At 72.8% G+C, this 25,748-nt stretch carries 18 protein-coding genes; 11 read left to right on the top strand and 7 right to left on the bottom strand.

From position 1 onward, the window contains the following. Positions 1 to 20 precede the first annotated feature (20 nt). Together fdxA and dapC are read left to right on the top strand one after the other, a co-directional pair. On the top strand, positions 21 to 347 hold the full coding sequence (fdxA, locus tag ACFQO7_RS08425; RefSeq protein WP_120318129.1) for a ferredoxin: 327 nt from the start codon (positions 21 to 23) through the stop codon (positions 345 to 347). Between the two features lie 32 nt (positions 348 to 379). After that, positions 380 to 1,447, top strand: a complete 1,068-nt coding sequence (gene dapC / locus ACFQO7_RS08420) for a succinyldiaminopimelate transaminase (RefSeq protein ID WP_376805956.1) — start codon at positions 380 to 382, stop codon at positions 1,445 to 1,447. Between the two features lie 130 nt (positions 1,448 to 1,577). On the opposite strand, the gene ACFQO7_RS08415 is transcribed toward dapC, so the two are convergent. Genes ACFQO7_RS08415 through ACFQO7_RS08400 form a run of 4 tightly spaced genes read right to left on the bottom strand, consistent with a single transcriptional unit; the run spans position 1,578 to position 6,230 of the window. Continuing rightward, a complete protein-coding gene (locus tag ACFQO7_RS08415) occupies positions 1,578 to 2,864 on the bottom strand; it encodes an AAA family ATPase (protein WP_376805879.1) in 1,287 nt (428 codons plus the stop codon). After that, entirely contained in the window at positions 2,861 to 4,324 is a 1,464-nt protein-coding gene (locus ACFQO7_RS08410) for a hypothetical protein (RefSeq protein WP_376805878.1), read from the bottom strand. Before ACFQO7_RS08410 ends, ACFQO7_RS08415 begins: the two co-directional genes overlap by 4 nt. After that, entirely contained in the window at positions 4,321 to 5,271 is a 951-nt protein-coding gene (locus ACFQO7_RS08405) for a hypothetical protein (RefSeq protein ID WP_376805877.1), read from the bottom strand. Before ACFQO7_RS08405 ends, ACFQO7_RS08410 begins: the two co-directional genes overlap by 4 nt. 20 nt (positions 5,272 to 5,291) lie before the next feature. Then, on the bottom strand, positions 5,292 to 6,230 hold the full coding sequence (locus ACFQO7_RS08400) for a DapH/DapD/GlmU-related protein (RefSeq protein WP_376805876.1): 939 nt from the start codon (positions 6,228 to 6,230) through the stop codon (positions 5,292 to 5,294). A gap of 18 nt (positions 6,231 to 6,248) precedes the next feature. On the opposite strand from ACFQO7_RS08400, the gene dapE reads away from it, so the two are divergent. Next, a complete protein-coding gene (gene dapE / locus ACFQO7_RS08395; RefSeq protein WP_376805875.1) occupies positions 6,249 to 7,319 on the top strand; it encodes a succinyl-diaminopimelate desuccinylase in 1,071 nt (356 codons plus the stop codon). A 6-nt stretch (positions 7,320 to 7,325) separates the two neighbouring features. Here dapE and ACFQO7_RS08390 read toward each other — a convergent pair whose 3' ends face one another. Further along, on the bottom strand, positions 7,326 to 7,472 hold the full coding sequence (locus ACFQO7_RS08390) for a hypothetical protein (protein ID WP_376805874.1): 147 nt from the start codon (positions 7,470 to 7,472) through the stop codon (positions 7,326 to 7,328). Between the two features lie 117 nt (positions 7,473 to 7,589). Then, on the bottom strand, positions 7,590 to 8,846 hold the full coding sequence (locus tag ACFQO7_RS08385) for an RNA-guided endonuclease InsQ/TnpB family protein (RefSeq protein ID WP_376805873.1): 1,257 nt from the start codon (positions 8,844 to 8,846) through the stop codon (positions 7,590 to 7,592). A gap of 153 nt (positions 8,847 to 8,999) precedes the next feature. On the opposite strand from ACFQO7_RS08385, the gene ACFQO7_RS08380 reads away from it, so the two are divergent. After that, on the top strand, positions 9,000 to 9,788 hold the full coding sequence (locus ACFQO7_RS08380) for an LOG family protein (protein ID WP_376805872.1): 789 nt from the start codon (positions 9,000 to 9,002) through the stop codon (positions 9,786 to 9,788). 54 nt (positions 9,789 to 9,842) lie between these two features. Here the strand turns inward: ACFQO7_RS08380 and ACFQO7_RS08375 are convergent, their stop codons facing one another. Beyond that, positions 9,843 to 11,267 (bottom strand): DUF4407 domain-containing protein, encoded by a 1,425-nt coding sequence (locus tag ACFQO7_RS08375; protein WP_376805871.1) that lies wholly within the window; start codon positions 11,265 to 11,267, stop codon positions 9,843 to 9,845. A 383-nt stretch (positions 11,268 to 11,650) separates the two neighbouring features. Here ACFQO7_RS08375 and ACFQO7_RS08370 point away from each other — a divergent pair, with 383 nt between their 5' ends. The 7 genes from ACFQO7_RS08370 to ACFQO7_RS08340 all read left to right on the top strand — a co-directional run bounded on the left by ACFQO7_RS08370 (position 11,651) and on the right by ACFQO7_RS08340 (position 25,711). Next, the gene (locus ACFQO7_RS08370) at positions 11,651 to 13,651 is read left to right on the top strand and encodes a glycosyl hydrolase family 28-related protein (RefSeq protein ID WP_376805870.1); all 2,001 of its coding nucleotides are present in this window, start codon (positions 11,651 to 11,653) and stop codon (positions 13,649 to 13,651) included. 339 nt (positions 13,652 to 13,990) lie between these two features. Then, a complete protein-coding gene (locus ACFQO7_RS08365; protein ID WP_376805869.1) occupies positions 13,991 to 15,631 on the top strand; it encodes a PKD domain-containing protein in 1,641 nt (546 codons plus the stop codon). 159 nt (positions 15,632 to 15,790) lie between these two features. After that, positions 15,791 to 19,105, top strand: coding sequence for an ATP-dependent helicase (locus tag ACFQO7_RS08360; RefSeq protein WP_376805868.1), 3,315 nt, complete (start codon positions 15,791 to 15,793; stop codon positions 19,103 to 19,105). Continuing rightward, the gene (locus ACFQO7_RS08355) at positions 19,102 to 22,425 is read left to right on the top strand and encodes an ATP-dependent helicase (protein ID WP_376805867.1); all 3,324 of its coding nucleotides are present in this window, start codon (positions 19,102 to 19,104) and stop codon (positions 22,423 to 22,425) included. The genes ACFQO7_RS08360 and ACFQO7_RS08355 overlap by 4 nt, the downstream gene beginning before the upstream one ends. A gap of 148 nt (positions 22,426 to 22,573) precedes the next feature. Then, positions 22,574 to 22,726 carry a hypothetical protein gene (locus ACFQO7_RS08350; protein ID WP_360521433.1) on the top strand — a complete coding sequence of 51 codons (153 nt, stop codon included), beginning with the start codon at positions 22,574 to 22,576 and terminating at the stop codon, positions 22,724 to 22,726. 44 nt (positions 22,727 to 22,770) lie between these two features. Further along, positions 22,771 to 23,973, top strand: coding sequence for a S8 family serine peptidase (locus ACFQO7_RS08345; protein WP_376805866.1), 1,203 nt, complete (start codon positions 22,771 to 22,773; stop codon positions 23,971 to 23,973). Positions 23,974 to 24,190: 217 nt separating this feature from the next. After that, positions 24,191 to 25,711, top strand: coding sequence for an FAD/NAD(P)-binding protein (locus tag ACFQO7_RS08340; RefSeq protein ID WP_376805865.1), 1,521 nt, complete (start codon positions 24,191 to 24,193; stop codon positions 25,709 to 25,711). Positions 25,712 to 25,748: the final 37 nt, after the last annotated feature.

Raw genomic sequence — 25,748 nt, 5'->3', positions numbered from 1 at the left:
AGTGCGTGGAGGGACGACCCGTGACCTACATCATCGCCGAGCCGTGCGTCGATGTGCTCGACAAGGCCTGCATCGAGGAGTGCCCTGTCGACTGCATCTACGAGGGCAACCGCATGCTCTACATCCACCCGGACGAGTGCGTCGACTGCGGTGCGTGTGAGCCGGTCTGCCCGGTGGAGGCGATCTTCTACGAGGACGACGTGCCGGAGCAGTGGCGCGACTACACCACCGCGAACTACGAGTTCTTCAACGAGCTCGGCTCGCCCGGTGGCGCCTCGAAGATCGGAAAGATCAGCGCGGACGCGCCGTTCGTCGCGGCCCAGCCCGCCAAGGAAGGCGACCACTGAGCACGCCGGTTTCCGGTCCAGGCCGGCGGAGGATCTCCGCCGGCCTGCCGGACTTCCCCTGGGACCTGCTGGAGCCGTCGAAGCGCCGCGCCGCGGCGCACCCTGACGGCATCGTGGACCTGTCGATCGGCACGCCGGTCGACCCGGTGCCCGCGGTCGTGCGCAAGGCGCTGGCCGAGGCGTCCGACGCGCCCGGTTACCCGCTGACCGCCGGGACCGTCGAGCTCCGGCAGGAGATCACCGCCTGGACCGCTCGGTCCTGCGGGGCTGCTCCCGGGTTCGGCGTGCTGCCCACGATCGGCTCCAAGGAGCTGGTCGCCTGGCTGCCCACGCTGCTCGGCGTCGGCGCCGGTGACACCGTCGTCATCCCCGAGGTGTGCTACCCGACGTACGAGGTCGGTGTGCAGCTGGCCGGGGCGCGGGTGCTGCGGGCCGACGTGCCTCCCGAGGGCGAGCGGCCCGCCCTGATCTGGATCAACTCGCCCGGCAACCCGCACGGACGGGTGGCGTCGGAGGCGGAACTGCGCGCGTGGATCGCGTACGCCCGCGCGACCGGCGCGGTGCTGGTGAGCGATGAGTGCTATCTCACTCTGCCGTGGACGGCGCAGCCGGTCTCGGTGCTGTCGCTGTGCGACGGGGACTACACCGGCGTGCTGGCGGTGCACTCGCTGTCCAAGCGGTCCAACCTGGCCGGATACCGTGCCGGGTTCGTGGCCGGTGACGCGGAGCTGGTGGGGGAGCTGCTGGCGGTGCGCAAGCACGCCGGCATGATCATGCCCGCGCCGGTGCAGGCCGCGATGATCGCGGCGCTGGCCGATGAGTCCCACGTGGACGAGCAGCGGGCCCGCTACGCCGCCCGCCGCGAGCTGCTGCGGGACGCCCTGCTCGGTGCGGGGTTCGCCATCGAGCACTCCGAGGCCGGGCTCTACCTGTGGGCGACCCGCGGCGAGGACTGCTGGACGACGGTGGACGCGCTGGCCGAGCTGGGGGTGCTGGTCGCTCCCGGGGCGATCTACGGGCCCGGCGGCGCGAAGCACGTCCGGGTGGCGCTGACCGCCACCGACGAGCGCGTCCGGGCCGCGGTCGAGCGGCTGTCCTGAGCCGTCAGGACGCTTTGACCGGCACCTGGACCGCCCAGTAAATCTGCTCCTGCGGGCCGTGGAAGACCAGCGCGACCAGCCCGTCAGGTGCGCAGGACTGTAGCGGCCGGCCGCCACCGGGGCTGCCCGGTCAGCGGGTGGTGATGCGGTGCGGGTTCAGCCGTTCCAGGAAAGCCCGGTTGGCCTCCCAGCCGTCGACCTGCGGCGGATCCGTGCCGAGCCAGACCGGCTCCGCTGCGGGGTACGCGTGCAGCTGCTCCTCGACGCCCGCCCGGCTGACCACGACACACGCCTGCCGGTGCCGGGACGCGAGCACGCACAGCCGTCCCGCCTCCAGGTGGAACGCGCTGGCGTCACGCCGCCCGCTGAGCGGATGCCAGGCCAGCACCACCTCGTACTGTCTGCCCTGCAGCCGGTTGGCGGTGTCGACGGTGACCCCGGTGACGCCCCGGCGCTGCAGCGCGGCTTCGACGTGCGCCTTCTGGTCCCGGTGCACCACGCCGACGGCGACGTCGGCCCGGCTCAGTGGGCGGGGCCCCGACGGGTCCACGGTGGACACCTCGGCGGTGACGAGCTGGTGCACCAGGTCGGCCAGCGTCGCGACCAGGGCCGGGTCGGTCCGCGGCACGTGCGCGGCGGGCAGTTCCAGCAGCGCCCAGCCGTGCTCGGCGGCGTGCGCCAGCGCCGGGTGGGCCAGGCTGGCCAGTTCCAGCCGCCGGTCGGTCGGGGCGGCTCCGGCGGTGAACGCGCGGGTGTAGAACGCGTCGGAGATGACCGGTGCGGTGTGCGGGGCGAGCCGCCAGCTCACCGGCAGCGGGATGACGGGCGTGTCCGGGTGGTGGCGCAGCAGCGTGCCGGCCGCGGTGTCCAGCGGCCAGGTGGCCAGCGAGCGGACCGAGTGCTCGTCGGCGACCGTGAACGGGGCGAGCTGTCCCGGGTCGCCGACCAGCAGCAACCGGTCGAACAGGTGCCCGACGCGGACCAGCGCCGCCGCCGACATCTGGTACGCCTCGTCGATGACGCCCAGCGGCCAGGTGCGCTCGTCGGCCTTGACGTACGCCCACTTCGCGGCCGTGCCCACGATGACGTCGCAGCCGCCCAGTTCGCCGAGCTTGGTGCCGGTGCGTACCTTTTGCCGGGGCCAGCCCGCGGGCGGCGTCCACTCCTGGCCGTGCAGGCGCCCCGTGGACAGCCCGGCTCCGGCGAGCGCGATCACCAGGTCGTCGGCCTGGTCGTTGGTCTGCACCACGATCGGCACGTGCTCGCCGACCGCCACCAGGCGTTTCGCGAGTTCACGGACCAGCGTGGACTTGCCCGCGCCGGGCGGGGAGTCGACGACGACCGCCCGGTCGCCGCCGCGCACCCGGTTCCAGACCTCCTCGATCGCGGCCTCGTGCCGCGCTCCGGCGCTGCTCACCGCGCACCTCGCGGGTCGGTCTCCGGGGCGGTCGCGAGGTCGGTGTCCACGTCGTCGTCGATCTCCGGCTCGGGCGCGGCCCGCGGGCGCGACGAGCGGGCCGGCCAGGGCAGCTCGTCGGGCAGGTTGTCGGGGAAGTGCTGCAACGGCCCGAACGGGGCGAGCACCACCTCGGCGTCGGCGTCGGGCAGCAGGCCCAGCTTGGGCCGGGTCACCGCGCCGCTGGTCACCATCAGCTCGACGGTGTCGTCGGTGGAGCCGCGCACCACCATGCCGACCTTGCCCCACCACAGCTCCGTGCCCGCGGGCCGGTCGAACGCGGCCGGAGTGCGCACCCACAGCAGCGGCCGCAGCACCGACCGGCCGCCGGAGTTGACGACCGTGTGCTCGGGGTCGCGTTTGATGACGACCCCGGCGACGGCCTCGCCGGTGGCCAGGTAACGGGCCATCACCAGCGGATCGTCCAGGGCCATCTGCCGCTCCAGGGCGGCCGTGCGGGTCTCCAGCTCGTGCAGGAAGCGGTACGCCGGCACGTCGGACAGCCGCGCGCTGAACGACACCGTGCCCGCGAGCACCCGCTCCCGGTGCCGGGTCCACGACCAGCGGTCCGACTCCCAGCGCTTGGCCACGTGCTCGCCCGGCGGCAGCATCCGCACCAGGTCGATCGCCGCCCAGGTGTCCCGCCAGGCCCCGTCGAGCACCTCGGCGGCGGCCAGCTTGAGCCGGCGCACGTCGCCCTGCTCCTTGGCCCGCTCCAGGGCGGGGCGCAGCACGACCTGGTCCCAGGACGGGTCGCTGGCGGGCCCGGCCGGCGGCATCGCCTCGGCGTCGCGGGCGGCCTGCCAGGCGTCGGACCCGGCGGGTGGCTCGATCCAGGCCAGCAGACGGCCCAGGTGGCCGTCCTCGGTGGGCAGCTGGCCGGTGCGCCAGTGCGTGGTGAGCAGGTCGGTCGCGGTCAGCAGCACGCTCGACCCGGGCAGGTGGCGGCGCGAGGCGATCCAGCCCAGGTGCGCCCCGGCGGCGGCGAGCACCGGGTCGTCGAGGGTGCGCAGGTACTGCCCGAGCAGGCCGACCCAGTGGGCGGTGGCCTCGTTGGGCACCACCAGCTGCGGGGCGTCCACGCAGCACTGGTCCACGTCCAGCTCGCGGCCGTTGCCGGTGGCCCTGACGACCGGCTCGGTGACGGTGTAGCGGCTCAGGTAGGTGGCCAGGTCGCGGGCGAGCCCGCCGAGCGCGGCGAAGCGCAGCGCGCGGTCGCGCGGCTCGGCGACGGTGAGCAGCTTGGGGGAGTCGCGGAAGGAGCCGTAGCGGATGGCGACCGGGGCGGACGGCTCACCGGCCAGGTGGTATCCGGTCAGCAGCCAGGGCCGCGGGGACAGGTGCCGGTGCGCGCGGGACGCCGCGGGCACCGCCCGGCCCTGCGACAGCGCCAGCAGCCGCTGGTACACGTCGAGGCTCATGAGGCATCCCGTCTACCGGCGGCAGCGGATCCGCCGACCGCCCAGCCGTACGCGGCGGCAGCGCGGGCCAGCTCGTCCGAGATCGCCTGCTCCGCCTCGCCGGACGGGGTCCGCTCGCCGTGGGCCAGGGCCAGCGCGTGCACGGCCGTGCTGACCGGCCCGCACAGGTTCGCCGCCGCACCGCCCGCACGGGCGACCGTGCCGGAGCGTTCCGCGTCCTGGCGGCAGTGGGTGTACATCGGACAGCTCGGGCAGCCGTCGCCGAACCGCGCCTCGACTTCGGTCAAGGCGTTGACCAGGGTGTCTCCGGCGAGCTGGGGCAGCCGCAGCGCGGACGGCAGGTCGACGGCGTCGAGCTGGGCCAGCGACCAGCTCAGCCGCCGCACCTGGGGCGCGACGTCGAGCAGGGTGCCGACCGGGGCGAGGCCGAAGTTGCGCGGCAGCACCAGCAGGCAGCGGCTGCTGACGCGCTCCGGCACCGGCGCGGCCTGCCGGAGCGCCGCCACGACGACTGCCAGCTCGCGGGCGGTGCCGGCGACCTTGGCCGGGTCGGCGTGACCGTCCAGGCAGGCGTACGACCTGATCTCCACCGGGTGCAGCAGCTTGCCGTCACCGGCCAGCACGATCTGCTCCGGGGTGACCGGCAGCCCGCCGAGGCGCAGCTTCGGCGAGCGCCACACCCACAGGCCCGCGCCGACCGGCAGCTCCGACGTCTCGACGGCGGCCGCGCAGTCGATGCCGAGATGCCGCCCGACCAGTTCGGGCAGCCGGGCCGTGGCCAGGTGCGTGAACGTCCCGTCCCGCTCCCGGGCGTACGGGCTCTGCCCGCCCGGCGGTGCGCCGATGGCCTCGGCCAGCAGACCGAGGTCGACCTGCGCGGCGTCCAGGACCTGCCGGCGACGGCAGCCGGGCGCGTCGAGCAGCCCGGCTATCCGTCGCGGGTCCACCAGGCGCCTCCGTGGTGAGGTCAGTCGTTGGCGTGCAGGGCGGCGTTGAGCACGATGCCGGTGCCGGTGCGCGGCCGGGCCTCGACCGCGCCGGTCACCGAGTTGCGCAGGAACAGCACGTTGGACGCGCCGGACAGGGTGGCCGCCTTGACGACCTCGCCGGTGGCCGTGAGCGTGACCTTGGTGCCCGCGGTGACGTAGCAGCCGGCCTCGACCACGCAGTCGTCGCCGAGCGAGATGCCGATGCCGGCGTTCGCGCCGACGAGGCTGCGCTGCCCGACGCTGATGGTCTCCTTGCCGCCGCCGGACAGGGTGCCCATGATGGACGCGCCCGCGCCGATGTCGGAGCCCCCGCCGACGACGACACCGGCGGAGATGCTGCCCTCGACCATGGAGGTGCCCAGCGTGCCGGCGTTGAAGTTGACGAAGCCCTTCTGCATGACCGTGGTGCCCGAGGACAGGTGCGCGCCCAGCCGCACCCGGTCGGCGTCGGCGATGCGCACGCCCGCCGGCACGACGTAGTCGGTCATCCGCGGGAACTTGTCCACGCCGTACACGGCGAGGTGGCGGCCGGCGGCGCGCTCGATCAGGCGCAGCTCGTCGACCCGGTCCGGCGGGCACACGCCGGCCGAGGTCCAGGCGTTGTTCGGCAGCAGCCCGAAGATGCCGTCGAGGTTGGCCTGGTGCGGCCGGATGAGCCGGTTCGAGAGCAGGTGCAACCGCAGGTACGCGTCGGCGGTGTCGCGCGGCGGCTCGGCCAGCGTGGGGATGACCGTGTGCACTCGCGCGACCCGCAGGCCGGGCAGGGCGGGCTCGGCGCCCTTGAGGTCCAGCGCGGAGACGCCGCAGATGTCGAGGCCGAGCTGGCCGGTCGGGTACCACACTTCGAGGGTCTGGTCGCCGCTGACGGTGGCAAGACCGAAGCCCCAGGCGGGCCGGTCGGAACGTGTGCTGCTCACGGTGTCTACGCTACCGGTATGCCCAACCCGCTGACGCCGCAGGTGCTCGCCGATCCCATCGCCCTGACCCGTGCGCTGGTCGACATCGAGTCCGTCTCGGGCAACGAGAAGGAGATCGCCGACGCGGTGCAGGAGGCGCTCGAAAGCTGCGCCCACCTGCGGGTGGAGCGCCTCGGGCACACCGTGATCGCGCGCACCGAGCTGGGCCGCGAGCAGCGGGTGGTCCTGGCCGGACACCTGGACACGGTGCCGATCGCGGACAACTTCCCGTCCACCGTGGACGGCAAGATCATGTGGGGCTGCGGCACCTCGGACATGAAAAGCGGCACGGCCATCGCGCTGCACCTGGCGGCGACCTGCCCGGACCCGCGCTACGACGTCACGTACTTCTTCTACGAGTGCGAGGAGGTCGAGGCGGTCCGCAACGGCCTGAAGATCGTCGGCGACCTGCGGCCGGAGCTGCTGGAGGCCGACTTCGCGGTGCTGCTGGAGCCGACGTACGGCATCGTCGAGGCGGGCTGTCAGGGCACCATGCGGGCACGGGTGCGCACCGGTGGCGTGCGGGCGCACGCGGCCCGCTCGTGGCTGGGCGACAACGCGATCCACAAGGCGGGCGAGGTGCTCCGGCGGCTGTCGGACTACCGGGCCCGCGAGGTCGAGATCGACGGCTGCCGGTACCGGGAAGGCCTGAACGCGGTGTCGATCAGGGGCGGGGTGGCCGGCAACGTCATCCCTGACGCCTGCGAGATCGAGGTGAACTTCCGCTTCGCCCCGGACCGCTCGGAGGAGCAGGCCGAGGCGCACCTGCGCGAGGTGTTCGGCGGATACGAGATCGAGATCACGGACTCGGCGCCGGGCGCGCTGCCCGGCCTGTCGGCGCCGCCCGCGGCGGAGTTCCTGGCGCTGACCGGGGCGACGCCCGCGGCGAAGCTGGGCTGGACGGACGTGGCGCGGTTCGCGGCACTGGGCATCCCGGCGCTCAACTTCGGGCCGGGCGATCCCAACCTGGCGCACAAGCCCGACGAGCACGTGGAGATCGACAAGATCGAGACCGGCGCGGACCTGCTCCGCCGCTGGCTGGCGGCTTGAGCCTGCTCAGCGTGCTGCGGCGGTCTCCTCGACCGGCTCGAATTCCTTGGCGTCGACCACCATGGCGATGCGGCGGGCGTGCACGGTGGCGCGGATGCGCTGGCGCATGGCCTGCTTCTGGCGGAGCACCTCGCTGCGGGTCATCACATTCATCGCCTCCCTCGTCGTCGGCCTTATTCAAGCAACGCTGTATGACAACCTTGACGCCACAGCATGGCGAAAAGTTGCGTAATCCGCTGGGAATTTGCTGGGGATGTGCGTGCCACGTCGTCACGTAAACGAGCGAGCCGGACTACGGTGATGCCTTGACATCCTCCCCGCCCTGAAGAACGGGATTCCCTTGGCCGCCCTCGGGTCTTCCTGTTTCGTCGACGACTGCCCCGTCCGAGAGGTTCCTCGTTGAGGTCTTACATCGTCTCCGCAGGCTGTCACCGCCAGTCCGGCGGCCAGGATGTTACGTGCCGCGTTCACGTCACGGTCGTGCACGGCCCCGCACGGGCAAATCCACTCCCGCACGTTCAGCGGCATCTTCTGCGCGAGTGCGCCGCAGGCCGAACAGAGCCTGGTCGAGGGGAACCAGCGGTCCACGACGATCAGGTCCCGGCCGTGCCAGGCGGCCTTGTACTCCAGCATGGTCCGCAGCTGCCGCCACGCCGCGTCACTGATCGCGCGGGCCAGCCTGTGGTTCTTGACCATGTTACGAACGGCGAGGTCCTCGATCACGATCGCTTGGGTCTCACGAACGAGCCGAGTCGTCAACTTGTGCAGGTGGTCACGCCGCCGGTCGGCGATCCGGGCATGGATCCGGGCGACCTTGACCCGGGCCTTGGCGCGGTTGGCCGAGCCTTTCTGCTTGCGGGCCAGGTCACGCTGGGCGCGGGCCAGTCGCTGCCGGTCGGCACGTTCATGCCGGGGGTTGGTGATCTTCTCGCCGGTGGACAGGGTCAGCAGGCTGTCCAGCCCGGCATCGATCCCGACAATTCCCGTGGCCGGGTCCTGGGTGGTGACATCGTCGCAGAGCAGGGACACGAACCAGCGCCCGGCCGCGTCGCACGACACGGTCACCGTCGACGGCGACGCCCCGTCGGGCAGCGGCCGCGACCACACGATGTGGAGGGGTTCGGTCATCTTCGCCAGGGTCAGCGTGCCGTTGCGCCACCGGAACGCGCTGGCTGTGTACTCCGCCGAGCGGCGCGAACGCCTTTTGGACTTGTAAGTCGGGTGCTTGGCGCGTCTGGCCCAAAAGTTGGTGTACGCGGTCTGCAGGTGCCGCAGCGCCTGCTGCAACGGAACGCAGGAGACCTCGTTGAGAAATGCGAGGTCGGCGGTCTTCTTCCAAGCGGTGAGCAGGGCGGAGGTGGCGTTGTAGTTGATCCGCTCCCGCCGCTCGGCCCACGCCTCGGCGCGGGCTTGCAGGGCCATGTTGTAGACCAGCCGGACGCACCCGAACGTGCGCGACAGCTCAGCTGCCTGCGCGTTGGTCGGGTGGAAGCGGTATTTGAACGCGCGCTTCACCGCCCTGGACACAACCGGAATCCTAACAGGATTGACGTCCTGACTCGAACTGGCGTGCGAATGAGCGCTGGTCCGCCTTCACGCCGGATCGGCTGTGCCTGCCCTGCGCCGCAGGCGTTCCGTTTCCCCCCGGCCTGAAGGCCGAGTATCCACGGAAGGAATCTGATGACGCAAAGCAACCATCGACGCGAGCGGCACCGCGGCCCGGTGACCCTGCGCCGCGACGCGGTGTCCGCGGCCACCGCCGACCAGGCCCTGCTGGACTCAGCCGGGCGTCCGGATTGGAAGGTTCGTGACTCGTGGCGGACGCTGCGCATTCTGAGTGAGTTCGTCGAAGGCTTCGACACGTTGAGTGACCTCCCTCCAGCGGTGAGCGTGTTCGGCAGCGCTCGCAGCGCCGCCGACTCGCCCGAGTGCGAGATGGCGCAACGGCTGGGCGCGGCGCTGGCCCGCGCGGGATACGCGGTGATCACCGGTGGCGGGCCGGGGGTGATGGAGGCGGCCAACCGCGGGTGCACGGAGGCCAGCGGGCTCTCCGTCGGGCTGGGCATCGAGCTGCCGTTCGAGCAGGGCATGAACGAGTGGGTCGACGTCGGCATCGACTTCCGCTACTTCTTCGTCCGCAAGACCATGTTCGTGAAGTACGCCCAGGCCTTCGTGGTGCTGCCCGGCGGCATGGGCACCATGGACGAGCTGTTCGAGGCGCTCACCCTGGTGCAGACGGAGAAGGTCACCCGGTTCCCGGTGGTGATGATGGGCACGGCCTACTGGAGCGGCCTGCTGGCCTGGATGCGCGAGACCATGCTGGCCGACGGCAAGATCAGCGCAGCGGACCTGGACCTCATCATCTGCACCGACGACGTCGACGAGGCCGTCGAGCACATCGTGCACGCCGACAAGACCCTCGCCGCCGAACAGCAGGCCATCCGCTCCTCCGGCGGCCTCGCCGACTGACGAAGCAAGGGCACCTTCACATCGCATAGCGATGTGAAGGTGCCCTTCCTTTGGTTAGACGCGTTCGCTGAGGCGGTCGGCGGCGCGGTGCAGGCGCGAGTTGAGTTCGGCTTTGTGTTCCAGGATCTCCAGGTCGATCTCGGCGCGGCGTTTGCGGAGGATCGCCTCGCGCTCGGCGTACTCGGCTTCGATGTCGTGGTTGAGGTCGCGCTCGGCGACCGCGAGCTGGGCGCTGACCAGCTTGTCGTAGGTCGTGGAGCCGCCGACGAACTTGACCAGGATCGGCATGCAGTCGACCAGGATGAAGAAGATGCGCACCGCCCAGATGCCCACGGCCAGCACGCCGCTGGAGTCGGCCAGGTCGTGCAGCGCGCCCAGGCGTTCCAGCAGGCCGATCCGGCCCTGGTGGCTGCGCTCCTCGGCGACCCGCTCCTTGATCTTCGTTTCCCGCTCGGCCTCGAACGCGGCGTGCGAGGTGCGGGCCGCGGATTCCAGTTCCGAGATCTGGGTACGCAGGTTGACCAGCTTCACGCCGTTGGCGTCGATCTGGCGGGTGCGTTTGAACGCGTCCGCCTCGGCGCGCAGCCGGCGGCAGTTGGGGCCGACGCCGCGCTGACCGGTCAGGCCGGCCCCGGAGTCGCCGACGCACTCCCGCCGGGCCATGTCGTTGATGGCCCGCAGCTGGACCGAGTCAGCGTCGACGGTCTTGGCCAGCGCGTCCGCGTCGGCGCGGCGGGTGGCCAGCTCGCGCAGCGTCGCCACCGGGGACTGGTCGAAGTTGAAGGTCTCGGTGGCCTTGCAGTCGGCGGGCGCGGCCGGTTCGGTCGAGCCGGGCACCGGGTTGCAGGTCTTGAGCCGCCCGGCGAGTTGTGCGAGCGCCTCGGTGCGCTGGTCGGCGACGTGCTGGATGACGGCGGTCTCGAAGATGCGCAGCACCAGCGGCTCGGCGATGATCACTCCGAAGAAGAACGCCATCAGCACGCGCATGGCCAGCACCGGCACCCGGCGGAACCAGCCCTCGCCGAGCCGGCTGGAGACCAGCCAGCGGTCCACGTTCAGGATGAACAGGAACCAGACCAGCACCGGGAACACGGCGAGCCAGCTCGACGCGCCCATCGCCTGGGTGATCGCGAAGTACATGGAGATGGCGGCGATGGTCGCGGTGCCCAGCACCACGCCGCCGAGCGAGGTGTACCAGGCGCGTTCCTGCGGCACCCGGTCGAGCAACTTCTCGTCGACGCCGGCCAGCACGCGCAACCGCCGCCCGAGCTGCGGCCGGGGCAGCCGCCGCCGCGGCGTGCCAGGCTTGGCCGGCGCGGTGGGCGGCTCCTTCGGGCCCGGCGCTGGCTGCTGCCCCGCTGCCGGTTCGGGTGCGGAAGCGGAGGGGCGCAGCGGCACGGTGTCATCCGGATCGGACGGCAGGGCGTGGCGGCCCGGTGGATCGGCTTCCGGTTGCGCTGAGGGTTCCGAGGGGTACACGCCTAGCTCCCTGTCGCTGGGTTGCGGTCCATCTTCCTGTCAACACACGCCCACTGTCTGTCCGGTGGTTGCCGGGGTAGGCCCCTAAGTGCACCATCGCGCCGCTTCCGATCGACTGCTGTCTTCGCAAGGAATTGCGTTGGGAGCGCAACAACCTAATGGCTACTTGTATTTGCCGTGCCAGCGTTACGAAAAGATTACGCAGAACCTTGTGGTGGGTGACACAGGGAATCTAAAGTCACCTACACCTCCTGGCGTCCGCTCCGCCTCGAGCGTCTCAGGCGTTCCATCGTTCCTCCGTTCCCTCCAGAAACGAGTCTTCGATGTCACGGAGCATCACAGGAGCTGCGGCGGGGTCCCGCCGGCCTCGGCGGTGGGCCCCGATGGCGGTCGCCTCCGCCACCGTCGCCGCCGTCGGTCTCAGCCTCGTCGGCAGCGCCGGCACGGCCAATGCCGCCACCACCGGCGCGGCGCCCGTGGTCACGCGCGCCGCGCTCGACCCGGCTCTCGTCGCGGGCCGCGGCGCCAGCGTGAACTTCCTCGAGCAGGAAGCCGAGAACGCGGCGACCAACGGCACCGTCATCGGGCCCGACCGCGCGGCGTACACGCTGCCCGCGGAGGCCTCCGGCCGCAAGGCGGTCAAGCTGACCCCCGGCCAGCACGTGGAGTTCACGCTGCCGGCCGCTGCGAACGCGATCACCGTTCGCTACAGCATCCCGGACGCGCCGAACGGCGGCGGCATCCAAGCCCCGCTGAACGTCACCGTCAACGGCAAGAACAAGCAGGTCATGACCCTGACCTCCGAGTTCGCCTGGCTGTACAACCAGTACCCGTTCAGCAACGACCCCAACGCGGGCCTGCTGCACGAGGACTGGTGGATCACCGAGTGCGCGTGCGTGCCGGCGTTCACCGACCCGAAGCCGGTCATCAGCACGCCGTTCCGCCCCATGCACTTCTACGACGAGCAGCGCCTGCTGCTCGGCAAGACGTACAAGGCGGGCGACAAGGTGCGGCTGACCGTGCCGGCCGGCAGCAACGCGGCCTGGACCGTCATCGACCTGCTCGACTCCGAGCTGGTCGGCAAGCCGCACGTGCGCCTGGTGGCGTCCAACGTGCTGGCGTTCGGCGCGGACCCGACGGGCCGCCGCGAGTCGGCCGGCGCGTTCGACCGGGCCATCGCGTTCGCCAAGAAGTGGAACCTGAAGGTGTACGTCCCGGCGGGCGTGTATCAAGTCAACCGGCACATCGTCGTCGACGACGTGACGATCGAGGGCGCGGGCAGCTGGTACACGATCATCAAGGGCAAGGAGGTCGCGCTCACCGAGCCGGCCGAGGACGGCTCGGTGCACACCGGCGTCGGCTTCTACGGCAAGTACGCCGAGGACGGCGGCAGCAGCAACGTGCACCTGTCCGGCTTCACCATCCAGGGCGACGTGCGCGAGCGCATCGACACCGACCAGGTCAACGGCATCGGCGGCGCGCTGAGCGATTCGACGATCGAGGGCCTGTACATCCGGCACACCAAGGTCGGCATGTGGTTCGACGGTCCGATGGACAACATCAAGATCAAGAACAACATCATCGTGGACCAGATCGCCGACGCGCTGAACTTCCGCAAGGGGGTCACGAACTCGCTGGTGCAGAACAACTTCGTGCGCAACACCGGTGACGACGGCCTGGCCATGTGGTCCGACGGCGTCGCCGACGCGAACAACGTGTACGACCACAACACCGTGCAGACCCCGACGCTGGCCAACGGCATCGCGATCTACGGCGGCACGAACAACACCGTGTCGAACAACCTGGTCGCCGACCCGATCCGGGAGGGCTCCGGCCTGCACGCCGGGTCCCGGTTCGGCGCGACCGCGTTCGACGGCTACCTGAAGTTCACGAACAACAGCGTGGTCCGGGCCGGCACGTACGAGCTGAACTGGAACATCGGCCTCGGCGCGATCTGGATCTACGCGCTGGACAAGACCATCGACGCGGACATCCAGGTGACCGGGGACCACTACCTCGACAGCACCTACAACGCGATCATGATGGTCAGCGAGTGGTCGGTGAAGGACCTGTACCAGATCCGCGGCGTCAAGTTCAAGGACCTGCGGATCGACGGCACCGGCACCTCCGTGGTCAGCGGCCGGGTCGAGGGCGGCGCGTCGTTCGAGAACGTGGACGCCCGCAACGTCGGCGCGGTCGGCATCAACAACTGCGGCTCGTTCCACTTCACCCCGGCCGGTTCCGAGTTCGTGGTGACCGACCTGGGCGGCAACGACGGCGGCGGCACCACCGGCCCCTGGATGGCCTCCTGGGAACTGCCGAACACCATCACCTGCGACGACCGCCCGCCGGTCGTCGTGCCCCCGGCGCCGTCCCCCTGGTGACGACGCGTTACTGCCAGACCGGATGAGGCACGGGCGGGCGTTCGAGTGCACGGACACCGGGCGCCCGACCGGAAATCCGGTACCCGCCGCGGGCGGGATGCGAGCGAAAGCGGCTCGCATCCCGCCCGCGGCCTTTTCGTATGCCCACCGTGACGGCTTTCCGACGCTCAATCGGGGACCGTCGGCCGTCCAGCCCGGATCGTGCGTTCAGCGAGGTCGCACCTTTCCGAGCGGATACGGATGCGTCCGGATGACCCCGCTTATCGGCTCATTGGGTTATGGAGCGTTCCATGCCTGCGTGCGAGGGTGTAACCCGGCCACGATGAGGGGGATCATCCTATGCAGATCAGCAAGACGCGGTTGCTCCGCTCAGTCGGCAGACTGGGCGTGGCCACCGTGCTGGTGGCCGCCGGTGTCGCCGTGGGTGCCGCACCGGCACACGCGGTCGCCACCAAGACGGTCGCCTTCTGGAGCATGGACGAGCCGAACGGCTCGACCGTGCTCGTGGACAGCAGCGGCAACGGCCGCAACGGCACCATCGGGTCGGACCTGACCACCGGTGTCGTCTACGGCGGGGCCACCGGCCATCGCTTCCCGGTCGTGCTGCCGGGCGAGATGGCCTACAAGCCTGGCCACATCAACCGGGTTCCGGCGCACAGCGACCTGAACCCCGACTCCGGCGACTTCTCGCTCACCATCCGCTACCGCAGCACCTACTCCTTCGGCAACATCATGCAGAAGGGCCAGGGCGCGACGGCCGGCGGCTACTGGAAGTTCGAAGCGCCAGGCGGCATCCCGCGCTGCCTGTTCCGGGGCGGCAACGGCGCCTCGCGGACCGGCTACGCGACCGCGTCGATCGCCGACGGGCAGTGGCATACCGTCACCTGCAACCGCACCTCCGCCTACGTCGAGATGTACGTCGACGGGGTGCGCACCAGCCGGGCCAACGGTGCGACGGGCAACATCGCGAACACGTGGCAGATGTCGATCGGCGGCAAGGGCACGTGTGACGGCGTCGAGATCACCTGTGACTACTTCATCGGTGACATCGACTACATCAAGATCCTGAAGGGATCGGGCGGCGGCAACACGCCTCCGACGGCCGACCTGGACCCGTCCTGCACGGGCCTGGTCTGCTCGTTCGACGGCACGGGCTCCACCGACACCGGCGGCGCGATCCAGAACTACGCCTGGAACTTCGGTGACGGCACCTCCGCCGACACCGACAGCGTGGGGACCGCCTCGCACACCTACGCGGCGGCGGGCACCTACAACGTCACGCTGACCGTCACCGACGACTCCGGCAGCACCGACACGGACACGCGGCAGGTCACCGTCGCGCCCGTCGCGGAGCTGATCTCGTTCGTCGGCCAGGCCACCTCGAACGCCAACGCCCTCACCCACACGGTGACGGTGCCGTCCGGCGTCCAGGCGGGCGACCAGCTGCTGCTGTTCCTGAGCCAGAACACGCACGGCACCACCGGCACGCCGACCGGCGGCGGGTGGACCCAGCTCGACCGGCTCGACGGCGGATACGCCACCACCACGGTGTGGCGCAAGACGGCCACCGCCGGCATGGCGGGCACCAATGTTCAGGTGACGCTGGGACAGCAGTCGAAGGGCAACTTCGTGCTCGCCGCCTACCGCGGCGTCGACACCGTGTCGCCCCTCGTCTTCGCCAACGGCACCGAGACGACCAGCTCGGCGGCGCGCGTCACGCCCTTCGCGACCGTGACGGCCGCGCAGAGCTGGGGCGTGTCGTACTGGGTGCACGGCGACGCCGCGTCCACCTCGCTCACGGCCCCGGCCGGCGTGGAGGTGCGCAGCAACTCGTCCCAGACGGGCGGCGGCCGGGTCACCGGTCTGCTCGCCGACACCGGCGCCTCGCTGCCGGCCGGCTCCTACGGCGGCCTGACCGCCACCGGTGCCGCGGCCAGCACCACGACCACCACGTGGACGCTGATCCTGCAGCCGGCCTGACCCGCTACACCCTGATCACGGCTGAGCCGGCCACCCCCGCACCGGGGTGGCCGGCTCGGCCGTTTTCAGGGCTTTCGCAACATCTGTGCCCGGCGTCGGGATGCAGGCGGCACCACAACCGGCTCGGCTGCTGCCGCGGTGTCGCCCGCTCATGCTGGAATGTTCGGCGTGAGCAGCGGCGTTCAGCGGGACTGGCGGCTGGTCCGGGGCAGTGGTCCCGACCGGCCGTCGTTGCGTGCCGACGCCGCTCAGCAGCGGGTGATCGAGCACGGGTCGGGCCCGCTGCTGGTGCGCGGTGGACCGGGCACCGGCAAGACGACGACCCTGGTCGAGGCGGTCGCCCGGCGCGTGGCCGAGGGCGTGGACCCGCAGCGCATCCTCGTGCTGACGTTCGGCCGGCGGGGATCGCAGTCGCTGCGGCGGCGCATCGAGGCCCGCATCGCCCAGGGCGTCGGGCACGAACCGCTGGTCAGGACCTTTCCGGCGTACGCCTTCGGCCTCCTGCGCCGCTCGGCGGCGCTGCAGGGCGACCCGTCCCCGCGCCTGCTCTCCGGCCCCGAACAAGACCTCGTCATCCGCGAGCTGCTGCCCGGCGAGGACGCCGCCTGGCCGGACCGGCTGCTCCCGGCGCTGGGCACCCGCGCGTTCGCCGAGCAGCTGCGTGACCTGCTGCTCCGGGCAGCCGAGCGCGGCATCGGCCCGGAGGACCCGCTCTGGCAGCGGCGCGACGACTGGCAGGCCGCCGCCCGTTTCCTGCACGAGTACGAGCAGACCATGGCGCTGCGCGACGCCTCCACCCGCGGCTCGGCCGGCTACGATCACGCGGAGCTGGTCCGGGCTGCCACCGCCATGCTGCGCCGCGACCCCGAGCTGCTGGCCGCCGAACGCTCCCGCCTGTCCGCCATCTTCGTCGACGAACTCGCCGACACCGACCCGGCGCAGGTCGAGCTGCTCCAGCTGATCGGGACGGGACTGCCGCTGACCGCGTTCGCCGACCCCGACTCCTCCACCTACGCCTTCCGCGGCGCCGACCCCCGGATCGTGCGCACCTTCGGCGAGCTGTTCCCGGGTACCGACCAGGTGGTGCTCGCGACCACGCACCGGGCCGCACCCGTGGTGCGCACCGCCACGGCTCGCATCGCCCGGCGACTGCCCGGCCACCTGCCGATCGTGCCCGCGCCACGCCAGGAGCAGATCGCGCTGCCCGGTGACGGATCCGCGCAGGCGGCGGATCCGGGCACCCGGCCGCCGGGCACCGTCGGAGGCGACCCGGCGGGGCAGACGACCGCCCCCGCCGGTGCCGCGCCGGCCGACGACCCTGATGTCGGCGTCGAAGTCGTCGCGCTGCGCAGCCGGGTCAGTGAGGCCGCGTTCGTGGCGCACCGGCTGCGGCGGGCGCACCTGGTCGACGGGGTGCCGTTCTCGCGCATGGCGGTCATCATGCGCTCCACGAATTCGCAGCTCCCGGCCTATGAACGGGCCCTGCGCCAGGCGGGTGTGCCGACCAAGGTGCTGGCCGAGGACCTGCCGCTGCACCAGCAGCCGGCCGTGAAGCCGCTGCTCACGTTGCTGCGCTGCGCGCTGAAGCCGGAGCTGCTCACCGAGGAGGCGGCGGTCGCGCTGCTGCACTCGCCGCTGGGCGGGGCCGATCCGATGGCCGAGCGGCGGCTGCGCCAGGGGCTGCGGGCGCTCGCGATCGCCGGTGGTGACACCCGCGGCTCCGGTGAGCTGCTGGTGGAGGCGCTGCGCGACCCGGCCGAGCTGGCGGCGCTGGACCGGCGCTGGGCCGCGCCCGCGACCCGGATCGCGATGCTGCTGGCCACGGCGCGGGAGACGGCGGGCCGGCCGAGGGCCACCGCCGAGGAGGTGCTCTGGTCGGTCTGGCGGGCCAGCGGTCTGGCCGAGCGCTGGGCCGTCGTGGCCACCGCGCCCGCGATGGGGCTGGACCAGCAGCGCCGTGCCGAGACCGCGGACCGCGACCTGGACGCGATCATGGTGCTGTTCGACGCCGCGGCGCGGTTCACCGACCGGTTGCCGGGCGCGCGTATCGACACGTTCCTCGAACACGTCGCGGACCAGCAGCTGCCCGCCGACTCGCTGGCCGCCAGCGGCGACCGGGGTGAGGCGGTGCGCCTGCTCACCGCGCACGCGGCCAAGGGCCTGGAGTGGGACGTCGTGGTGGTGGCCGGGGTGCAGGAGGGTGTCTGGCCCGACCTGCGACTGCGCGGCAGCCTGCTCGGCTCCGAGCAGCTCGTGGACGAGGTGGCGCAGCGCGCCCAGCCGGGGGAGAAGGCGCAGCGGGTCGCGCAGACCGCCGCCCTGCTCACCGAGGAGCGGCGGCTGTTCTACGTGGCGGCGACCCGGGCCCGGCGGCGGCTGGTGGTGACCGCGGTCGACTCCGGCGCGGTCGGCGGCGCGGACGGCGAGGACCGGCCCAGCCGTTTCCTGTTCGAGCTGGCCCCGCCGGTCAAGGTGGACGAGGACGAGGTGGCCGAGCTGCAGCTGGCCCGGCCGCCGCGCGCGTTGACGCTGTCCGCGCTCGTCGCCGAGCTGCGCTCCGCGGTCACCGGTCCCGACCCGGTCCGGCGGCACGCCGCCGCCCGCGAGCTGGCCCGGCTGGCCGCCGCCGGGGTGCCCGGCGCGCACCCGGACCACTGGTGGGGTCTGCCGGAGCTGTCCGACGACGGCCCGCTGCACGGCCCGGACGAGCCGGTGCGGGTCACTCCGTCCACGATGGAGAGCGCGCTGCGCTGCGGGCTGCGCTGGCTGCTGGAACGGCACGGCGGCGCGGCGGCCTCGACGGCCGCGCAGGGCGTCGGCAACCTGGTGCACGCGGCGGCGATGCTGGCCGATGAGGCGATGAGCGACCCTGCGGTGCTGGTGGACTACGTGGCGGCGCGCTTCGACGCGATCGAGCTGGCCGCGGCCTGGCTGGCCGGACGGGAGCGGGACCGCTCGGCGGAGATGCTGGGCAAGCTGACCCGCTGGCTGGCCGAGAACCCGCGGCGGCTGGTCGCGATCGAGCGCGAGTTCACCGTACGGCTGGACGCGCAGCCGCCGATCGACCTGGTCGGCCGGGTGGACCGGCTGGAGGTCGACGACCAGGGCCGGCTCGTGGTGATCGACCTCAAGACCGGCAAGACCACCACCGCGACCCGCGAGGAGCTGCCCGAGCACCCGCAGCTGGGGGCTTACCAGGTGGCGGTCGAGGCGGGCGGCTTCCCCGAGGGCGACGAGTCGGGCGGGGCGGCGCTGGTGCAGCTGGGCACCGGCCACCGGGACGCCAAGGAGCAGGTGCAGGACGCGATCGGCGAGACCGCCGACCCGCAGTGGGCGCACGCCATGGTGCACCGCACCGCGGCCACCATGGCCGCCTCCACCTTCGTCGCGAAGGTCAACGACAAGTGCCGGGTCTGCCCGGTGAAGAGCAGCTGCCCGGTCTCCGGCAAGGGTCGTCAGGTGGTCGAGCCGTGACAGAGCTGGTGAAAAAGGCTGTCGTCGAGGAGGGGCCGCGGTGGACGCCGGAGGAGCTGGCGGCGGCGCTGGGGCTCAAGCCGCCGACCGCCGAGCAGGCCGCGGTGATCAGCGCCCCGGTCGCGCCGCTGCTGGTCGTCGCGGGCGCGGGCTCGGGCAAGACGGAGACCATGGCGGCCCGGGTGCTGTGGCTGGTCGCGAACCAGCACGTACGCCCGGAGCACGTGCTGGGGCTGACCTTCACCCGCAAGGCGGCGGGCGAGCTGGCCCACCGGGTGCGGGTGCGCCTCGGCCAGTTGCGCCGCCACGTCGGCACCCGGTTCACCGAGGGGCTCGACGGCGAGCCGTCGATCGCCACGTACCACTCGTTCGCGGCGCGCATCGTCACCGAGCACGGGCTGCGCGCCGGGTACGAGCCGAGCACCCGACTGCTCACCGAGGCGTCCTGCTGGCAGCTCGCCGACGAGGTGGTGCGCTCGTACACCGGGGACATGTCGGCGGTGGAGGCCGCGCCGAGCACGGTGGTGTCGGCGGTGCTGGCGCTCGCCGGTGAGCTGGCCGAGCACCTGGTCACCGCGGACAGCCTCGCCACCTGGACGGGCCGCTTCCACGCGAGCGTCGACGCGAAGCCGGGCCGGGTGATGGCCGACGTGCGCGACCTGCTGGCCCGCCAGCGTGCCCGGCTGCAGCTGCTGCCGCTGGTGCGCAAGTACGCCGACCGCAAGCAACTGCTGGAGGCGATGGACTTCGGCGACCAGATGTCGCGCGCGGCGCGGGTGGCCCGCGACCATCCCGAGGTCGGCGCGGCCGAGCGCGACCGGTTCCGGGTGGTGCTGCTCGACGAGTACCAGGACACCAGCCATGCCCAGGTCACGTTGCTGCGGGCGCTGTTCGCCGGGGACGTGGCGGTGGTCGAGGGCGGGGTGTCCGGGCGGGGGCATCCGGTGACCGCGGTCGGCGACCCGTGCCAGTCCATCTACGGATGGCGCGGGGCGAGCGCGGGCACACTGGACCGCTTCCCGGGGGAGTTCCCCGACCGCGACGGCGAGCCGGCCGCGCAAGCGCAGCTCGGGCGCAGTTTCCGGAACCGGTCGGAGATCCTGTCGGTGGCCAATGCGATCTCCGCGCCGTTGCGCGACCGGGGCGCGCGGGTGGTCTCGCTGACCTCGGGCAGCCCCGAGCCGGGCATCGTGCAGTGCGCGCTGCTGGAGTCGCACCTGGACGAGGCGGAGTGGATCGCCGACCAGATCGTCACCGCGTGGCGCAGCGAGGCGGGCACGGCCGACGACCAGAACCCGGCGCACATCCCCGTGGACCGGCGACCCACCTCGGCGGTGCTGGTGCGGGTGCGCTCGCAGATCGCGCCGATCGAGGCGGCGCTGCGGGCCCGTGGCCTGCCCGTCGAGGTGGTCGGCCTGGGCGGCCTGCTGGACACGCCCGAGGTGCGCGACGTGGTGTGCACGCTGCGCGTGCTCAACGACCCGACCGACGGGGCGAGCCTGCTGCGGCTGCTCACCGGGGCGCGCTGGCGGATCGGGCCGCGTGACCTGGTGGCGCTGCACCGGCGGTCCCGGGCGCTGGCGCAGGAGCGCCGCCCGCCCGGCGACGACGCCGAGATCGTCACGGACCGGCTCGACGACGCGGCGCTGGCCGAGGCGCTGGAGGATCTCGGCGAGCCGGACCAGTACTCGCCCGCGGCGTACACGCGGCTGTCGGCGTACGCGAAGGAGCTGGCGGCCTTGCGTGCCCGCCTGGACCAGCCGGTGAGCGACCTGATCGCCGACATCGAGCGCACCGCGGGCCTGGACGTGGAGGTCGCGGTGCGGGCCGGGGACGCCGGGCTGGCCCGCGCGCACCTGGACACGCTCGGCGAGGTCGCGGCCCGGTTCGCGGCGGAGACCGACGGCGCGCCGCTGGGCGCGTTCCTGTCCTTCCTGTCGGCGGCCGAGGACGAGGAGCGCGGGCTGGCCCCGGGCGAGATCGACGTGGCCGAGGGCGCGGTGCAGATCCTCACCGCGCACGCCGCCAAGGGCCTGGAGTGGGACGTCGTCGCGGTGGCGGGGCTGACCAAGGACGTCTGGCCGGGCCCGAGCAAGGGCACCGACCACTTCCTCAAGGGCCTGGGCGTGCTGCCGTTCCCGCTGCGTGGCGACCGTGACGGGCTGCCCGCGCTGGCCGTGAAGAGCGCCGCGGACCAGAAGGAGCTGGGCCGCGCCGTCGCCGACTTCGAACAGCAGTGGAAGGAGCACGACGCGCGGGAGGAGCGCCGCCTGGCGTACGTCGCGGTCACCCGCCCGCGCAGCTGGCTGTTCGCCTCCGGTTACTGGTGGGGTGACAAGGTGCGCAAGCCGCGCGGCCCGTCCGTGCTGCTGGAGGAGATCGTCGAGGTGTGCCGGTCCGGGGAGGGCCACGTCGACGTGTGGACGCCGGAGCCGGAGCCGGACGCGGCGAATCCCACCAGCGGTGAGGTGGCGACCACCTGGCCCAGCGATCCGCTGGGGGCGCGCAGGCCCACCGTCCAGGCGGCGGCGGACCTGGTCCTGGCCATGCTCGGCGAAGCCGGCGACGGGGCGGTAGCCGCCGGTTCCGGCTCGGTCGGCGCGGCGGTCACGGCCGAGCACGACGAGGTGACGCGGCGCTGGCGGCAGGAGGCCGACCTGCTGCTGATCGAACGCGAGGAGCAGGCCCGCCGGGCGAACCGGGCGGACGTCGTGCTGCCCGCGCACCTGTCGGTGTCGCAGCTGGTGGCACTGCGCAAGGACCCGGCCGCGCTGGCCCGGCGACTGCGCAGGCCGCTGCCGGCCGCCCCGGACCCGTACGCCCGCCGCGGCACGGCCTTCCACCACTGGCTGGAGCAGCGCTACGGCGCCGACCAGCTGCTCGACCTGGACGACCTGCCCGGCGCGGCCGACGAGGACGCCGCGCCCGACGAGGCGCTGGGGGTGCTGAAGGAGCGTTTCGAGCAGAGCGTCTGGGCCGACCGGGTGCCGGTCGAGGTGGAGACGCCGTTCGTGGTGGAGCTGGGCGGCACCGTCGTGCGTGGACGGATGGACGCGGTCTTCCGTGACCCCGAGGGCGGTTATGAGGTGGTCGACTGGAAGACCGGCCGGGTGCCGACCGGCGCGACGGCGACCGCGGCCGCGGTGCAGCTGGCGGCCTACCGTCTTGCCTGGGCGGCGCTGGCGGGGGTGCCGGTCGACAAGGTCAGCGCCGCGTTCCACTACGTACGCGACAACCTGACCGTGCGGCCCGCCGACCTGCTCGACGAAGCCGGGCTGGCTGCGCTGCTGACGGCACTGCCCACGCAGGACGCCGACTAGTCGGATGTCCGACCCGGGGCGTGCCGTCATCCTTTTCGGTGGCATCTCAGCCGAACCGGTGGACAGACCGGTCCGGAAACCGACTGCGTGATGTCGCACGCAGCGGGCATTGTGTGTGCGGACACACGCATCCCGAGGGAGGCGCGCCGTGGAGTCATCGGTCCGGGAACTGCTCCTGGTGATGCTCCTTGCGCTGATCGGTGTCGGGGTGGCCGGTGCCGTGGTGCTCGCGCCGTGGCACGCGGCGCAGGCCGGTATCGTCGTGGAGGTGCATCCGCCGGCCCCGCCCATGGCCGGCTGACGATGACCGTGCTGAACGCCTCGATACCCGCCGGAGTACGTGCGATGTCTGGTCCGAAGTCCCTGATCACGGCTGCTGTCTCGGCTGCCGTGCTGCTGCTGGGCGTGCCCGCGGCCGCGGCCGAGCCGGACGTGGTGCGTGGCATGCAGTGGCAGCTCGCGAACCTCGACCTGCCCGCGGTGCACCAGCGGGCCACCGGTGCCGGAGTGCTGGTCGCGGTCCTGGACTCCGGTGTGGACAGAACCCACCCCGACCTGAGCGGCCAGGTGCTCGGCGGCCCCGACCCGGTCTCGAACACCGATGTGGATGGTCGGGGCACCGGGCTCGCCGGACTCATCGCAGGTCACGGCCATGTTCCTGGGGTGTCGGCCGGTGCGCCGCGGCCGACGTCGTCCGGCTCGCCAGCGCCGAGCGCGAGCGCGGCCCCGGCCGACCCGCGTACGGCGGGCGTGCTCGGAGTGGCCCCCGGCGCGCAGATCCTGCCGATCGCGTTCGCGCCCTCGCCCGGCGCGACCGGTGATCCGGACGCGCTGGCCACCGCGATCGACCGGGCCGTGTTCGGTGGCGCGAAGATCATCTGCATCGGGCGAGGCGTCGTGCCCGGCAGCAAGCTGCAGGCCTCGGTCGAGGCGGCCGTGGCACGGGGCGTGCTGATCGTCGCGGCGGACGCGGACCGGGCGGGCCGGCCGTTCACGCCGTGGCCGGCCTCGTATCCCGGGGTGCTCAACGCGATCCCCGCGGACCGTTCGGGGCAGGTGCCCGTCGCGCCGCTGAGCGGGCGCACCACCGGCATCACGGTGCCCGGCGTCGACCTGATCACGACCGGGGTCGGCGGCGGCTACCGGATGGACGGCGGATCGAGCGCGGCGGCGGTGCTGGCGGGCGCGGCGGCGGTGGTGTGGTCGGCATACCCGCAGGCCACCGTCGCGCAGGTGCTGCAGCGGCTGCGTACGACCGCGACCGACGCCGGCGCTCCCGGCGCGGACAGCCGGTTCGGGGCGGGCATGCTCAACCTGAGCGCGGCGCTGGCCGCGAAGGTGCCGCAGGAGGCCGCGCCGAGCGTGCAGCCCAGCCCGGCGCCGTCGAGCCAGGCCGCCTCGCCCAGCCCGTCGCCGGTGCCGGTCGCTCTCGCCGACAGCCGAGACTGGCGGCGCTGGCTGGTGGCACTGCCGCTGCTGGTCTTCCTGGCCGGCCTCACCGTGTGGGCGGTCCGCTCGGCCCGGGTGCGGCAGCAGCCGGCCGCCTGATCCGTCCAGGGATCGGGACCGCGGCCGGAGCGGGCGCGGGACGGGTTAACAGATCATTGCCGAAGGCGGCTGCTCGCGCCCTGCGGTCGGCCGCCACTGGCGCGTGTACGCTGTATATCCTATCGTGCCGGTAGGTTATATGGGCTTTACGGCGGCCTCCGCGCGTTCCGCAGGCGGTCGGCGCTAACTTGATCAGCGACACGGAGGAGGTACGGCCATGGGCATCGCGGTGGTGGTCGGCGGCGGTTGCAGTGGCGTGCTCGCCACCCGTGAGCTGCTGCGAGCCGGCTGGCACGTGGTGCTGGTCGATCCCGGCGCGCGGCCCGGCCGAGGGCTGGCCTACAGCACCGCCGCGCCGTGGCACCTGCTGAACTCGCCCGTCGCCGCGATGAGCGCCGATCCCGACCAGCCCGACGACTTCCTGCGCTGGTGCCGCCGGCGCGACCCGCGCACCGCTCCCACCGATTTTGTGCCGCGCAGCTGGTACGGCGACTACCTGACCGAGGTGCTGCGGACCGCCGACGAGACCGCGCAGGGCCGGCTCACCGTGCAGCGCGGCCGGGTGGCCCGCATCTTCGAGCCGTCCGGCAGCGGGGGCCCGCTCACCGTGCTGCTCGCCGACGACGTGGTGATCCCCGCCGACCGCGTGGTGCTGGCCCTCGGCCACCCCGCCCCGTCGGCCCCGGCCCGGCTCGACGCCGCCGCGGCCCGCTCGGGGGCGTACGTGGCCGACCCGTGGCGGCCGGGCGCGCTGGACGACCTGCCCGAGGGCCCGATCCTGCTCATCGGCACCGGGCTGACCGCCGTCGACGTGGCGCTGACCCTGTCGAACGCGGGCCGGCACGACCTCACCGCGGTGTCCCGGCACGGGTTGCTGCCGCAGCCCCATCGGCGGCCCGCCGCCCTCGGCCCGGACACCGTCACGACCTGGGCCACGCAAGTCGCCGCGACCACCGCGGGAGCCGTCCTGCCAGCCCCGGCGGCAGCTGCCGGCGCGGTGGCCACGTCCGCGGCAGCCGCGGTGTCCGCGCCGGTGTCGCCCACGCAGGCGGCGGCACAGGTCCAGGCCGCGCTACCAGAGTTGCTGGCCGCAGGGTCGGTCGCTGAACTGCTGCGCTCGCTGCGGCGGCTGGCCGCCGAGACCGGGGACTGGCGGGCCGTGTTCGACGCGCTGCGGCCGCACTGGGACGCGCTGTGGCAGAGCCTGCCCGAGCCAGGCCAGCACCGCTTCCTGCGGCACCTGGCGCGCTACTGGGAGGTGCACCGCCACCGGATGGCCCCGGGGGTCGCGGACGGCATCGCCGCGCTGCGCGACAGCGGCGCGCTGCGCATCCGTGCCGCCGAGCTGTGCGGCATCGAGGCCGCCGACCAGGGGGTACGCGTCGCGCTGCGCGAACGCCACAGCGGAGCGATCGCCGCGCCGACGTTCGCCGCCGTGGTCAACTGCACCGGCCCCGGCCGCATCGTCGAGTCCGACCCGCTGGTCCGCGCGCTGGTCGCCGAGGGCATGGCCCGGCCGGGCCCCTACCGGCTGGGACTGGACACCGACCCGCACGGAGCGCTGCTGCGCCGTGACGGCTCGGCGCACCCGGCCCTGTGGACGCTCGGCCCGACCCGCCGCGGCGTGCTCTGGGAGACCACGGCCGCGCCGGAGATCCGCACGCAGGCGCGGGCGCTCGCCGTCGCGCTGGGCGACGCGGGGGACCGCTCGCCGGTCGCCGAGTGCGTGGAGTCCTGACCCGCCCGAAGCGGCGGCGGTCGTACATTTCACCGCC

Origin of the sequence: Catellatospora aurea (assembly GCF_042663325.1) — a bacterium.
Classification (GTDB): domain Bacteria; phylum Actinomycetota; class Actinomycetes; order Mycobacteriales; family Micromonosporaceae; genus Catellatospora; species Catellatospora aurea.
This window is presented reverse-complemented; position numbering and strand designations above follow the sequence as displayed.

Coding starts and splice junctions, on each gene's coding strand:
- ACFQO7_RS08365 (WP_376805869.1), top strand. CDS start 13,991: ATGCAGATCAGCAAGACGCGGTTGCTCCGCTCAGTCGGCAGACTGGGC.
- ACFQO7_RS08380 (WP_376805872.1), top strand. CDS start 9,000: ATGACGCAAAGCAACCATCGACGCGAGCGGCACCGCGGCCCGGTGACC.
- dapE (WP_376805875.1), top strand. CDS start 6,249: ATGCCCAACCCGCTGACGCCGCAGGTGCTCGCCGATCCCATCGCCCTG.
- ACFQO7_RS08390 (WP_376805874.1), bottom strand. CDS start 7,472: ATGAATGTGATGACCCGCAGCGAGGTGCTCCGCCAGAAGCAGGCCATG.
- ACFQO7_RS08410 (WP_376805878.1), bottom strand. CDS start 4,324: ATGAGCCTCGACGTGTACCAGCGGCTGCTGGCGCTGTCGCAGGGCCGG.
- ACFQO7_RS08345 (WP_376805866.1), top strand. CDS start 22,771: ATGTCTGGTCCGAAGTCCCTGATCACGGCTGCTGTCTCGGCTGCCGTG.
- ACFQO7_RS08360 (WP_376805868.1), top strand. CDS start 15,791: ATGTTCGGCGTGAGCAGCGGCGTTCAGCGGGACTGGCGGCTGGTCCGG.
- ACFQO7_RS08370 (WP_376805870.1), top strand. CDS start 11,651: ATGGCGGTCGCCTCCGCCACCGTCGCCGCCGTCGGTCTCAGCCTCGTC.
- ACFQO7_RS08340 (WP_376805865.1), top strand. CDS start 24,191: ATGGGCATCGCGGTGGTGGTCGGCGGCGGTTGCAGTGGCGTGCTCGCC.